The organism is Chryseobacterium sp. RLHN22 (assembly GCF_051011795.1).
Classification (GTDB): Bacteria; Bacteroidota; Bacteroidia; order Flavobacteriales; family Weeksellaceae; genus Chryseobacterium; species Chryseobacterium zhengzhouense.
The window spans coordinates 140,103-154,369 of record NZ_JBPCHW010000007.1; the positions used below are offsets into that span (position 1 = coordinate 140,103).

The following is a 14,267-nucleotide window of genomic DNA, read 5'->3' on the forward strand; positions in this document are numbered from 1 at the left end:
AAAAAATAAACTTCTTATGTTAAAACAATTTATAGAAAGACCGGTACTTTCAACGGTCATCTCCATAATACTTTTATTATTGGGGGCATTGTCCCTCTTTAATTTACCCATCGCCCTCTTTCCGGATATTGCGCCGCCAAGTGTTCAGGTGACGGCTTTCTATCCGGGTGCGAATGCGGAAGTTGTAGCCCGTTCGGTTGCAACCCCAATCGAAGAAGCGGTGAACGGAGTGGAAAACATGACGTACATGACTTCCAACTCAAGTAATGACGGTACCATGACGCTGAGCGTATTTTTCAAACAGGGATCTGATCCTGATAATGCTGCCGTAAACGTTCAGAACCGTGTATCGAAAGCGATGAGCCAGCTTCCGCAGGAGGTTGTACAGGCGGGAATTTCGACGCAGAAAGTTCAGAACAGTATGATTATGTTCATGGGATTAACAAGTGATGATCCTAAACAATACGACGAACTTTTCTTACAAAATTATTTGAAAATCAACATCATTCCACAGATCCAGCGTATCCCCGGGGTTGCTCAGGCGCAGGTTTTCGGAACGAGAGATTATTCAATGAGACTTTGGCTGAAACCGGACAGATTAGCAGCCAACGGACTTTCGCCACAGGAAGTTTTAAATGCCGTAAAAGATCACAACTTAGAGGCTGCTCCGGGACGTCTGGGACAGGGAAGCAAGGAAACTTACGAATATATTTTAAAGTATAAAGGTAAATTAAATAAGAACGAAGACTACGAAAATATTGCCATTAAAGCGAATAGCGATGGTTCTTTCTTAAGACTGAAAGACGTGGCAAGAGTGGAATTCGGTTCCTATACATATACAGCAGCTAACAGAGTGGATGGCAAACCGGTTTCAGGTTTTGCAATTATGCAGACGGCAGGATCTAATGCCAACGAAATTTTGACTGAAATTGAAAAACAGGTTGATCAGTTTAAGACTACCCTTCCAAAAGGAGTTGAACCCATCATCATGTACAATTCCAAAGACTTTTTGGATGCTTCAATTCATCAGGTTGTTGAGACATTAGTAATTGCATTTATCCTGGTATTTATTGTAGTATATATTTTCCTTCAGGATTTCAGATCTACATTAATCCCAGCCATTGCAGTTCCGGTGGCGATTATCGGTACCTTCTTTTTCCTTCAGTTATTCGGCTTCAGTATCAACATGTTGACATTGTTTGCTTTGGTACTCGCCATTGGTATTGTGGTGGATGACGCGATCGTTGTGGTAGAAGCCGTTCACTCCAAAATGGAACATACGGGAATGCCTGTAGAACACGCAACAATGAGTTCGATGAGCGAAATTTCCGGTGCGATTATTTCCATTACCTTGGTGATGTGCGCCGTGTTTATTCCGGTTGGTTTCATGCAGGGTCCTGCGGGAGTTTTCTACAGACAGTTTGCTTTCACATTGGCAATTGCGATCATGATTTCTGCGATTAATGCATTAACATTAAGTCCAGCTTTATGTGCAATGTTCTTAAATGATCCTCAAGGTGAACACGGAGAACACGGTAAAAAAACAGGTTTTGGAGCAAGATTTTTCAATGCTTTCAATGCAAGTTTTAATAACATGACTAAAAAATATATCTACAGTCTTAAATTTTTAATTAAAAATAAATGGGTTGCAGTCGGAGGATTAGTATTAATTACAGCTGCAAGTGTTTTCTTAATTAAAAAAGCACCATCAGGATTTATTCCTACGGAAGACCAGGGATTTATTTTGTATGCGGTGAACACTCCTCCGGGAAGTTCATTGGACAGAACACACAGAGCGACTGAGCAAATTGATAAAATCATCAACGGTGAAAAAGCGAAAAATCACCTTTGGGTTGCAGACGGTTTGAACTTTATTAGTAACGCAAACGCTTCACCGTATTCTGCAGGTTTCATTAAATTAAAAGATCACGATCAACGTGGTGAAATCACCGATCCGGATCAGATTGCAGCAGGATTGACAGGGAAAGTATCCCAAGTGAAAGATGCGAGTGCATTCTTCTTCAACTTCCCAACTGTTCAGGGATTTGGTAACGTTTCCGGTTTCGAATTTATGCTTCAGGATAAAACAAACGGTTCATTAGAAAATTTAGGAACAACAACTCAAGCCTTCATTGGAGAATTGATGAAACGTCCGGAAATTGCATTTGCATTCACAACGTATGCAGCAGGAAACCCACAATATACAATCGAAGTGGATAATGATAAAGCCAATCAGCTTGGAGTTTCAATCACAGAATTGATGCAGACAATGCAGATCTATTACGGAAGTAGCTTCGTTTCAGATTTCAACAGATTCGGAAAATACTACAGAGTAATGGCTCAGGCGGATATTCCGTACAGAACTGATGCGAATTCTTTGGAAGGAATTTATGTTAAAAATAAATCAGGCGAAATGGTTCCTGTAAAAACATTAGTAACCTTAAAAAGAGCTTTCGGACCTGAAACAGTGACAAGAAACAACCTATTCAACGCGGTTACAATCAACGGAACACCAAAACCTGGGTACAGTACCGGAGACGCAATTAAAGCAGTTGAAGAAGTTGCAGAAAAATCACTTCCAAGAGGTTTCGGATACGAATGGACGGGGATTACTCGTGAAGAGATCAAAACAAGTGGACAAACAGCATTTATTTTTGCTTTAAGTATTTTGTTTGTTTATTTCTTATTGGCAGCTCAGTACGAAAGTTATATTCTTCCGTTTGCCGTTATTTTAACGATTCCAACAGGTATTTTCGGAGTATTTGCCTTCACAGGACTGGCTGGAATTGATAATAATATCTACGTTCAGGTTGGATTAATCATGCTCGTCGGATTGTTAGCTAAAAACGCGATCCTGATTGTAGAATTTGCCGTTCAAAGAAGAAATGCAGGAAGATCTTTATTAGAATCTGCGCTTCAGGCTTCAAGATTACGTTTAAGACCGATCTTAATGACATCTTTTGCGTTTATTGTTGGGATGTTGCCACTTGTATTTACGCAGGGTGCTTCTGCAAAAGGAAACCACTCCATCGGATTCAGTACAGTTGGCGGAATGTTGACAGGAGTTGTATTCGGAATTTTCATTATCCCGGTAATGTTCGTAATCTTCCAGTATTTACATGAAAAAATGCCAAGCAGAAAAAAGAAAAGACTTCAAAGACAAAAATTAGAAGAGGAACTTTTAGCTGCGGCTCATTAATAAAATGAATAACAAACTTTGAGAGATTTTATTTAACCACAAAAGTCACAAAAGACTTTACACTTAAGATATTTGAAGTTTAAAGATTTGAAATAATCATCTGTGAAAATCCGTGAAATCTGTGGGCAAACAAAAAAATAGAGAAGAAACTATTCAAACTAATATCATAAAAAAAGCAAAGCATTTTCTCCTACTAAAGACAACTTTGCCAAACAAAACCTCTCAAAGTTTTGTATTCAATTAAAAATTAAATTATGAAAAGAGTAAAAAATATAATCATCGCTTTCGGAATCGCTATAGGTTCGGTTTCCTGTGTGCCCAAACTGGCATTAAGTGAACCTGAAGTTGATCTTCCCGAAACGTTTAAATATACAGCAACCGCTGATACAGCAAGCGTTGCGAACTTAGAATGGAAACAATTTTTCAGCGATCCGATGTTGCAAACATTGATTGAAAAAGGAATTAAAAACAACTACGATTTACAGATTGCTTTAAAACAAGTTGCTTCATCACAGGAAAAACTAAAACAAGCAAAATATCTTCAATATCCCGATGTTGGTTTCGGAGTTACGGCACAGATTTCAAAGCCTTCAAAAAACAGTATGAACGGACAAAGCTTGAACCTATTTTTAGGAAAAAGCTATGTTGAGGATTACAATGCAGCTTTCAATTTGTCTTGGGAAGCTGATATTTGGGGAAAAATTAAAAATCAGCAGGAAGTTTCAAAAATGCAGTATCTGCAGACTTACGAAGCGACAAAAGCAATTCAAACACAAGTTGTTGCAGCGATTGCTCAAGGGTATTACAATTTATTGATGCTTGATAAACAATTGCAAATTGCCAACTCAAATTTAGAATTAAGCACAAACACCCTTTCTTTAACAGAAAAATTATGGAAAAGTGGTGATACAACATCTTTGGGAGTTCAACAGGCAACTGCACAGAAGCAGTCAACAGAACTTTTGATTACTCAATTAGAACAAAATATCGCCATTCAGGAAAATGCTTTGAGTATTTTGGTGGGTGAAAATCCAAACAAAATCACAAGAACAATTGAAATGTCTGATACGTCTTTACCGCAAGATATTTCTGCGGGGCTTCCGGCTGCAATGGTAAGCCGTCGTCCGGATGTTCGTCAGCAGGAATTGGTTTTATTGGAATCCAATTCAATGGTGGGAATTGCTCAGGCCAATATGTATCCTTCATTGAAAATTACAGCAAACGGAGGGGTAAATTCATTTAAAATTGATAACTGGTTCCAGATTCCGGCTTCATTGTTCGGTTCTGTTTTAGGAGGTTTGACTCAACCTATCTTCCAGAAAAGGCAATTGAAAACGGATCTTAATGTTGCTAAAATTCAGAGAGAGAAAAACGTTTTGGCGTTCCGTCAATCTGTTTTGAATGCAGTGGGTGAAGTTTCTGATGCTTTGGTTTCTAACGAAAGTTTAAAAGTTCAGGAACAAAAAGCAACCGAACAAGTTGCAACCTTAAAAAATGGAATTAAAAGTGCCGAAATGCTTTACAAAGGCGGAATGGCAAACTATTTAGAAGTAATAACAGCTCAGGGAAATTCTCTACAGGCAGAACTTAATCTGGCATCCGTAAAAAGACAGAGATTGAGCAGTATTGTAGACTTATACCGAGCGTTAGGAGGCGGTTGGAAGTAGTAAATTAAAATTATATTGTTAATGGAATGCGGTCTTTCGGGGCTGCATTTTTTTATTCTTTCTTGTTGGAAAAACGCAAAGGCGCAAAGATTTTACAATAGCAGAATGCTTTAGGGCGCAAGAAAATCAAAGATTTTCAGCAAACGTCATACAATTTTATCGAAGATAAAATCCTTGCGTCTTAAAGCACTACAAAATATAGAAAAAACCTTTGCGCCTTTGCGTTTTTCCAATAATTGAACTATTTCAAAGTCTGCTCTCAATATACCCAATCAACCCATCAAAATCCTCCTGCGAATATCCTAAAGTCAAATAATGAATATCATCCGCTTTTCGATACCAGGTCAATTGGCGTTTTGCATATCTCCGGCTGTTTTTCTTAATTTCAGAAATCGCAAAATCCAAATCCCATTCGCCATCAAAATATTTGAATAATTCGGCATAACCAACCGTATTCAAAGCCGTCAAATGTTTAAATTTTTCTAAACCTTTAGCTTCATCCAACAAACCTTTCTCCATCATTATATCCACTCTCCTATTGATTCGGTCGTACAACTCTTCTCTCGGAGCTTCAATTCCTATTCGGATCGTATTAAAATCTCGTGAGTCTTGAGAAACAGCAATTAATTCAGAATATTTTGTGTTTGTCTGCCAAATCACATCAATCGCTCGCAAAAGCCTTCTGTGATTGTGAAAATCTACCACTGCAAAATATTCGGGGTCGAGTTCTTTTAAAATTTCCTGAAGTTTATCAATTCCTTCATTTTCGAAAATTTCATTTAATTTTTTCTGATTGTCTTCATCGGCTTCCGGCAGATCATTTAAACCTTCAATCACAGCTTTTTCATACATCATACTTCCGCCAACCAAAATGACGGTATCGTGATTTTCAAAAAGTTCATTAAGTTTTTTTAAAGCATCTTCTTCGTATTGCCCGATAGAATAATATTCTTCAACCGAAAGATTTCCAATAAAATGATGAGGTGCTTCTGCCAACTCCTTTTCTGAAGGCGACGCGGTTCCGATTTTCATCTCCTTAAAAAACTGGCGGGAATCACAGGAAATAATTTCTGTGTTGAAATGTTTAGCCAGGTCTATTGCCAGTCTTGTTTTTCCAATTCCGGTGGGTCCTACAACAGAAATCAAATTTTTCTTTTTCACAGTGCTAATTTACGAAAATTGATTTTTTTGTTTTAACCGCAAAAGCTATAAAAGAAAATCTTGAAAATATTTAGTTTTTTCAAAAGTTCAAAAAAGCAGAAAGAAAAATTTTATAAGCTTTTAAATATCTAAAGCACAATGAAAATCTTTTGTCACTTTTGCGGTAAAAACGGAATTTAGTTAATACATAGACTTAAATGATTATCTTTGTACGACAATAAAAAACTATGATTTTATCAATGACCGGCTTTGGTAGAGCCGAAGACGTTTTTGAAGGAAAAAAAATTTCAATCGATATCAAATCGCTGAACTCAAAGAGTTTTGATTTGAATATCAAAGTACCTTTACGTTACAAGGAAAAAGAATTCGAAATTAGAAAAATTCTGAATGATAGAATTATCCGCGGGAAAGTAGATTGCTACATCAATCTTGAAAACCTTGAAGAAAGCAACGACGTAAAAATCAACAAAGGTTTGATTGATTCTTACATTTCCGAACTTAAAAATATAGCTTCAGACGGGCCGGATTTTGAATACCTGAAAATGGCCGTAAGACTTCCTGATGCCATTACTTCAAGACCTGATGAGCTTGGTGAAGGTGAATGGGAAGCTTTAGCAAAAATCGTTAATGAAGCATTAGATAAATTCTTAGAATTCAGAAAAACAGAAGGAAAAATCCTTCACGAAGAGCTGGAAAGAAACATCAAAAATATCGACCAATATCTGTCTGAGGTTTTACCTTTTGAAGAAGTAAGAATTAATGCAGTAAAAGAACGTTACCAAAAAACCTTAAAGGAGTTCGAAAATGTAGACGAAACCCGTTTTTATCAGGAAATGGCTTATTTTACAGAAAAACTGGATATTTCAGAGGAAAAGGTTAGACTTGCCCAACATTTGAAATATTATAGTGAAGTAATGGATAATGAGGATTTTAACGGTAAGAAACTTGGTTTTATTTCTCAGGAAATAGGTCGTGAAATCAATACTTTAGGTTCAAAAGCCAATCATGCTGAAATTCAGAAATTGGTGGTGATGATGAAGGATGATTTGGAGAAAATTAAAGAGCAAACGTTAAACGTTTTGTAAGAATCAAGTAAAAAGAGCCAAGTAAAAATTAAACGCATAGTCAATCAATCATCATTTATCTCTTATCATTTATGAATAAGGTTATCATATTTTCAGCGCCTTCAGGAAGTGGAAAAACTACATTAGTAAAGCATTCTTTGGAGGTTTTTAATGAATTGCAGTTCTCGATTTCGTGTACAACGAGACAACCGAGAGGTACTGAAATTCATGCTGTAGATTATCATTTTATTTCGCCTGATGAATTCAGACAGAAAATTGCTGAGGATGCTTTTGTGGAATTTGAGGAAGTGTACACCGACAAATATTACGGAACCTTAAAATCTGAGGTTGAAAAGATCTGGAATCAGGGAAAAGTTGTTATTTTTGATGTAGACGTAAAAGGCGGAATTTCATTAAAAAAATATTTTGGTGAAAAAGCATTGTCCATTTTCATAGAACCTCCATCCATTGAAGAGTTGGAACGAAGATTGATTTCAAGAAACACGGATGATGCAGAAACTATCAAAACACGTGTAGAAAAAGCAGAAGAAGAAATGTCTTATGCGAAAGAATTTGATAAAATCGTGATTAATTCCGATTTAGATATAGCAAAAGAAGAAATAGAAAGTTTAATAAAAAATTTTATAGCAGAAGTTAGAGATTAGAAATTAGTAAAAACATTCATAAATTTTGAATTAAAACTAACTTCTAATTTCTAAAATCTAACCTCTATAAAAGAAAAACCTTGAGGCTAAAATGAGCACCGAAACATTAGAAAAAGCCAAATCTACACTTCCCGTAAAAGGATTTTTAGATATAAAAGACATCGATATTCCGCAAGGAGAAGAATTGGTAAAAGCGATTCTTCAACTTAAAGAAGAAAAAAATGCCGTCATTCTTGCGCATTATTATCAACCCGGAGAAATTCAGGATATTGCCGATTTCCTCGGAGATTCTTTACAATTAGCAAGACAGGCAAAGGAAACCAACGCCGATATGATTGTATTCTGTGGAGTACATTTCATGGCAGAAGCTGCAAAAATTTTAAATCCGACCAAAAAAGTGGTTCTTCCTGATACAATGGCGGGATGCTCTTTGGCAGACGGATGCAGCGGTGAAGGTCTTAGAAAAATGCGTGAACAGCATCCGAATGCTTTAATCGCAACCTACATCAACTGTAACGCAGAAACAAAAGCAGAAAGCGACATCATCGTAACCAGCTCGAATGCTGAAACGGTAATTGAAGCCCTTCCAACTGACAGACCGATTATTTTTGCTCCTGATAAAAACCTGGGAAGATATTTATCACAGAAAACCGGCCGTGATATGATTCTTTGGGACGGAAGCTGCATCGTACACGAAGCTTTCTCGATGGAAAGAATTGCAAAACAACTGGCAGAAAATCCGGATGCAAAACTTATTGCTCATCCAGAAAGTGAAGAAGCAGTTTTAAAGCTTGCTCATTTTATAGGATCTACTTCAGCCCTTCTTAATTTTGTTGAAAAAGACGATTGCCAGAAATTCATCATCGCTACAGAAGAAGGAATTTTGCACGAAATGAAAAAACGTGCCCCCCATAAAGAACTGATTCCTGCCTTGGTTTTTGACGAAAGCTGCAACTGTTCGGAATGTTTTTACATGAAGAGAAATACAATGGAAAAACTGTATTTATGCATGAAATATGAACTTCCTGAGATTATCATCGAAGAAGAACTTCGACTGAGAGCATTGAAGCCCATTGAAGCAATGCTTGATCTTTCGAAAAATATTAAATAAATCAAAAGCACTGTTTTCACAGTGCTTTTTTCTTTTTCAAAATTTTAGCACAAAAACTTTAGTATTATAAAATAATTTGTACATTTGTTCAAGTAATAATGAATTTTTCAAGAAACATATCTGATATTTCTACTCCGAATTTTTCTATTTCGGAAGGAAATTTTGTTTCTATTATTGCTACAACAACTACAACTACGACTACCCCATAACGGGGTAAATTTTCACATATCATTCACATCCGTGTACTCTTTTTTCTAAAGAGTAAAGTTCATTTCCATAACTTAAAATAAAGCATAATGAAAGTTTTAAAATTTGGCGGAACTTCTGTCGCCAATGCCAAAAATATAGTAAAGGTAGAAGATATTATAAAGAAAGAATCACTTAAAAACAGAGTCGTTGTCGTAGTTTCAGCCCTTCATGGAGTAACAGATCAATTGATAAAAGCAGCGGAATTAGCTTCTCAAAACGATGAAAACTATTTTCAAATTGTTAAAAATCTTGAAAATAAACATTTGGATTTAGTCAAAGAATTAATTCCAATTTTAGATCAAAGCTCATGGTTGAGTTTTGTGAAAAAACATTTTAATGATATCGAAGATATCTGCAACGGAATTTTAGTATTGGGAGAATTTACTGATAGAATTAAAGATAAAATTACTTCTTACGGCGAATTTCTTTCCTCAAATATTATTGCTGCAAGATTACAATTCGAAGGACTTCATGTCATTTGGATGAACACTGCCGAAAATATTGTAACCAATAGTAATTACACTAACGCAAAAGTAAATTTTGAAACCACAGAAAATAATTTGATAAAATTTTTAAGTGAAAATAAAAATAAAATTACAATTGCTCCCGGATTTATCGCTAAAGATGAAAAAGGTAATTCCACTACATTAGGACGAGGTGGTTCAGATTACACGGCTTCAATTATTGCTTCTGCCATCAATGCCGATGAACTTCAGATCTGGACAGATGTGAGTGGGATGATGACTTCCGATCCGCGGTTAGTTTCTAACGCAAAACCGATTCCTGAAATTTCATACTCTGAAGCGATGGAGCTTTCTCATTTTGGTGCAAAAGTTTTATATCCTCCTACCATTCAACCTGTAATGGCAAAAAATATTGATTTAAGAATTAAAAATACTTTTGAGCCAGAAGAATTCGGAACATTAATTTCTCATCAATTAGAAAAACCAAACTTTGAAAATCAACAGATTGCAGTTGGAATTTCCAATATGAGCAATATCGCTTTATTGACTTTAGAAGGAAGTGGAATGATTGGGATTCCGGGATTTTCGGCAAAATTATTTCAATGTTTAAGCAATGAAAAGGTGAATGTTATTCTCATTACACAAAGTTCGTCAGAACATTCCATTACGGTTGCTATTGATAAAAAAGATGTTTTTAATGCAAAAAATGCCATTAATTTCGCTTTTGAAGATGATTTAAAACTAAAAAGAGTCGAACCCGTAAAAATTGAATCCGATCTTGCTATTGTCGCTTTGGTCGGTGAAAACATGAAAAGCAGAAGCGGTGTTAGTGCAAAAATGTTTGGTTGTTTAGGCAATAACGGAATCAATATTCGTGCGATAGCCCAAGGTTCTTCAGAGAAAAATATCAGCATTGTTATTTCGGAAAAAGACATCAAAAAAGCAGTAAATGTTTTGCATGAAGAGTTTTTTGAATCGGAAATAAAGCAGGTTCATCTTTATATATGCGGAACAGGAAATGTCGGAATGAAATTAATTCAGCAAATCTATGATCAGAACGAATATCTTAAAGAAAACCTTTTGATTAATTTAAGAATTTCAGGACTTTCCAACAGCCGCACAATGATTTTCTCAGACAAAGGAATTTCAAAAAATGAATTCGAAAATTTTAATAAAAACAGAGAAGAAGCTTCTATCGAAAAATTTACTCAGGAAATTATTTCAAGGAATTTAAGAAACTCCATTTTTGTTGATGTAACAGCAAGTTCAACCATTCCCAATATTTATGAAAAATTGCTAAAAAAGAGTGTAAATATTGTCGCTTGTAACAAAATTGCCGCTTCATCAGATTTTGAAAATTATAAAAATTTAAAAAATATTGCCCGAAATCACAGTTGTAAATTTTTCTTTGAAACCAATGTTGGAGCCGGACTTCCCATCATCGGAACAATTAACGATCTTATAAGAAGTGGTGATAAAATTACTTCTATTGAAGCAGTTTTGAGTGGAACTTTAAATTTCGTTTTTAATAACTACGATGGAAATAAACCCTTTTCTGAAATCGTTGCTCAAGCTCAAAAAGAAGGTTACACAGAACCCGACCCGAGATTGGATTTGGCCGGAACAGATGTTGCCCGAAAAATTTTAATTCTGGCAAGAGAAGCTGGTTATTCTTTGGAATTTAATGAAATTAAAAATGAAAGTTTTCTTCCAGAAGAATGTATGGAAGGCAGTGTCGAAGATTTTTATCAGGCTTTATTTAAATATGAAACTCATTTTAAAAATTTATTTGAAAAAGCTAAAAATCATGGAGAAATTTTAAAATACGTTGCTGAATTTAAAGACGGAAAAGCAAAAGTTGGATTACAGCACATCGCTCCAGAAAGTGACCTTTTTCATTTGTATGGAAAAGATAATATTGTGATTTTTAAAACATTGAGATATTCTAAACAGCCTTTGGTTGTGAAAGGTGCAGGAGCTGGTGCGGAAGTGACTGCAAGTGGAGTTTTCTCTGATATTGTTCGTTCCGTTTAACATTTTAATTATGAAAAAAGTAAAATTACAAGTTCCTGCAACAGTTGCCAATTTGGTTTGCGGGTTCGACATTTTGGGAATGGCTATCCATGAACCGTTTGATGAAATGGAATTAAAATTATTAGAAACTCCTGAAATTATCATTAAACATAAAGACAATTTCGGATTGCCGGAAGAACCCTCAAAAAACGTTGCCGGAGTTGTTTTATTGAAAATTCAAGAGCATTTAAATTTGAAAAATGGTTTTGAAGTGATCATTAATAAAAAGATAAAACCGGGAAGCGGATTGGGTTCTAGTGCGGCAAGTGCGGCTGGAGCCGCTGTTGGAGCGAATGAATTATTAGGAAACATTTTCACTAAAGAAGAACTCGTTCATTTTGCCATGTTTGGGGAAGAACTGGCTTCCGGAGTGAAACATGCAGATAATATTGCACCTTGCATTTTTAGCGGAATAACTTTAGTTAAATCTTCAAATCCGATTGATATTATTCCATTGAATACTCCTGATTTATTTGTTACGGCAGTTCATCCACAAGTTGAAGTAAAAACTTCCGATGCAAGACAAATTTTGAAGAAAAATATTCTTTTGAAAGATGCGATTGAACAATGGGGAAATATTGCAGGATTGGTTGCCGGAATTCAAAAAAATGATTTTGGCTTAATTAGTAGAAGTTTAAATGATGTTATTGTAGAGCCTGTAAGAAGTATTTTAATACCGAGATTTAACGAAATAAAAGAAAAAAGTTTGGAATTGGGAGCTTTGGGTGGAGGAATTTCAGGTTCTGGGCCTTCGATTTTTATGCTTTCTGAAAAAGAAAAGATTTCAAACAAAATCGCAGAAATGATGAAATATATTTATAATGAAATCGATATTGAGAGTTTTGTATACGTTTCAAAAATAAATCCGTTGGGAATCAGAATTATTGAAGATTAAAAATCAAACAAATGAAGTATTATAATTTAAAAGATAAAGAAGAAGTTGTTGATTTTAAAACAGCTACTATAAAAGGACAAGGAAAAGAAAAAGGTTTATTTTTCCCTGAAAATATTCCGCGATTTGATCCAGAATTTATTAAAAATTTACAACAATATTCCAATGAAGAAATTGCTTTTCAATGCATGATAGATTTTGTCGGGGATGACACTCCGTCAGATGTTTTAAAACAAATTGTTTCTGAAACAATCAACTTTGAAATTCCATTGAAAAAAATTAATGAAAATATCTATTCCTTAGAACTTTTTCATGGACCAACTTTAGCTTTTAAAGATGTAGGTGCAAGATTTATGAGTCGCTGTCTTTCTTATTTTTTGAAGGATAAAAATAAAAAAGTTACAGTTTTGGTAGCGACTTCCGGCGATACAGGAGGCGCGGTTGCTAATGGGTTTTATAAAACAGAAAACGTTAATGTTGTTATATTGTATCCTAAAAATCGGGTAAGTGAAGTTCAGGAAAAACAATTGACTGCTTTGGGTGAAAATATTTCAGCTTTAGAAGTTGACGGCAGTTTTGATGATTGTCAAAATTTAGTAAAACAAGCATTTGCAGATGACGACATAAATTCAACATTTTTTCTGACTTCGGCGAATTCCATTAACATAGCAAGATGGCTTCCTCAACAGATTTATTATTTGTTAGCTTTAAAACAATGGCAGAAATTGGAAAAAGAAAATCCTGTTATTTGTGCTCCAAGTGGAAACTTCGGGAATCTTTGTGCAGGAATTTTAACCGATTTCAGAGGACTTCCTGTTGAACATTTTATTGCGGCTTGTAATGAAAATGATGTCGTTCCTCAATATTTGAGGACGGAAAAACTTGAATTAAAAGAGACGATTGCAACTCTTTCTAATGCAATGGATGTTGGAAATCCGAGTAATTTTGTGAGAATTCTTGAGCTTTTCGGAAATCAGTTCAATGAATTAAAAAACAAAATTTCAGGCTATTCCATCAATGATAAAGAAACTTTACAGACCATTACAAAAGTTTATGAAAAATATAATTATTTACTCGAACCTCACAGCGCAGTTGCTTACGCAGCAATGGAACAGTATTTGAAAGAAAATCCGGGTAAAAAAGGTTTTATTTTAGGAACAGCCCATCCTATAAAATTTCCGGATGCAGTGAAAAAGGCTACTCAAATTACAATTAATCTTCCTGTGTCTTTAGAAAAATTAATGAAAAAGGAGAAAAAAAGCATCGAAATACAACCGGATTTTGCAGAATTAAAACGATTTTTGCTTAATAAAATTAGCAAATTATGAGCAAAATATATCTTGAAGACGTAAAAATTTACGCTTATCACGGTGTCTTACCGGAAGAAAACATTATCGGGACATATTATATTTTAAATGCAGAAATTCATACAGATTTGTGGAATGCCGCTGAATCTGACAATTTGAACGACACCATCAGTTATGCAGACATCAACGATATTATTCATAACGAAATGAAAATCAATTCTAAACTTCTGGAGCATGTTGCCGGAAGAATTATTGCTAAAATCCATGAAAGTTTTGAGCAGATTTCTTACATCAGATTAAAAATTACCAAAACCAGCCCGCCTATGAAGGGCGAAATGAAAGGTGCAAGTATTGAACTTGAAAAAAGTTTTTTGTTGGGTGGTTCAGCAGAAAATAACTAATTTCACTTTTCAAA

10 protein-coding genes are annotated in these 14,267 nt (G+C 35.1%); 9 read left to right on the forward strand and 1 reads right to left on the reverse strand.

All coding sequences use genetic code 11. The features are described from left to right. Positions 1-16 precede the first annotated feature (16 nt). Together ACR1PN_RS09410 and ACR1PN_RS09415 are read left to right on the forward strand one after the other, a co-directional pair. Positions 17-3,199 carry an efflux RND transporter permease subunit gene (locus ACR1PN_RS09410; RefSeq protein WP_433979825.1) on the forward strand — a complete coding sequence of 1,061 codons (3,183 nt, stop codon included), beginning with the start codon at positions 17-19 and terminating at the stop codon, positions 3,197-3,199. A gap of 254 nt (positions 3,200-3,453) precedes the next feature. Further along, positions 3,454-4,866: an efflux transporter outer membrane subunit gene (locus ACR1PN_RS09415; RefSeq protein WP_433979826.1), complete on the forward strand. Its 1,413-nt coding sequence runs from the start codon at positions 3,454-3,456 to the stop codon at positions 4,864-4,866. 246 nt (positions 4,867-5,112) lie between these two features. Here the strand turns inward: ACR1PN_RS09415 and miaA are convergent, their stop codons facing one another. Further along, positions 5,113-6,027 (reverse strand): tRNA (adenosine(37)-N6)-dimethylallyltransferase MiaA, encoded by a 915-nt coding sequence (miaA, locus tag ACR1PN_RS09420; protein ID WP_433979827.1) that lies wholly within the window; start codon positions 6,025-6,027, stop codon positions 5,113-5,115. Positions 6,028-6,254: 227 nt separating this feature from the next. Here miaA and ACR1PN_RS09425 point away from each other — a divergent pair, with 227 nt between their 5' ends. The 7 genes from ACR1PN_RS09425 (at position 6,255) to folB (ending at position 14,253) form a co-directional block, all read left to right on the forward strand. Next, positions 6,255-7,112 (forward strand): YicC/YloC family endoribonuclease, encoded by an 858-nt coding sequence (locus tag ACR1PN_RS09425; protein ID WP_433979828.1) that lies wholly within the window; start codon positions 6,255-6,257, stop codon positions 7,110-7,112. A 71-nt stretch (positions 7,113-7,183) separates the two neighbouring features. Then, the gene (gene gmk, locus ACR1PN_RS09430; protein WP_433979829.1) at positions 7,184-7,756 is read left to right on the forward strand and encodes a guanylate kinase; all 573 of its coding nucleotides are present in this window, start codon (positions 7,184-7,186) and stop codon (positions 7,754-7,756) included. A gap of 91 nt (positions 7,757-7,847) precedes the next feature. Then, the gene (gene nadA / locus ACR1PN_RS09435; RefSeq protein WP_433979830.1) at positions 7,848-8,867 is read left to right on the forward strand and encodes a quinolinate synthase NadA; all 1,020 of its coding nucleotides are present in this window, start codon (positions 7,848-7,850) and stop codon (positions 8,865-8,867) included. 296 nt (positions 8,868-9,163) lie between these two features. After that, on the forward strand, positions 9,164-11,614 hold the full coding sequence (thrA, locus tag ACR1PN_RS09440) for a bifunctional aspartate kinase/homoserine dehydrogenase I (RefSeq protein ID WP_433979831.1): 2,451 nt from the start codon (positions 9,164-9,166) through the stop codon (positions 11,612-11,614). A gap of 10 nt (positions 11,615-11,624) precedes the next feature. Beyond that, positions 11,625-12,548 carry a homoserine kinase gene (locus ACR1PN_RS09445; RefSeq protein WP_433979832.1) on the forward strand — a complete coding sequence of 308 codons (924 nt, stop codon included), beginning with the start codon at positions 11,625-11,627 and terminating at the stop codon, positions 12,546-12,548. Positions 12,549-12,559: 11 nt separating this feature from the next. Beyond that, on the forward strand, positions 12,560-13,873 hold the full coding sequence (gene thrC / locus ACR1PN_RS09450; protein ID WP_433979833.1) for a threonine synthase: 1,314 nt from the start codon (positions 12,560-12,562) through the stop codon (positions 13,871-13,873). Further along, positions 13,867-14,253: a dihydroneopterin aldolase gene (gene folB, locus ACR1PN_RS09455; RefSeq protein WP_433979872.1), complete on the forward strand. Its 387-nt coding sequence runs from the start codon at positions 13,867-13,869 to the stop codon at positions 14,251-14,253. The genes thrC and folB overlap by 7 nt, the downstream gene beginning before the upstream one ends. Positions 14,254-14,267 lie beyond the last annotated feature (14 nt).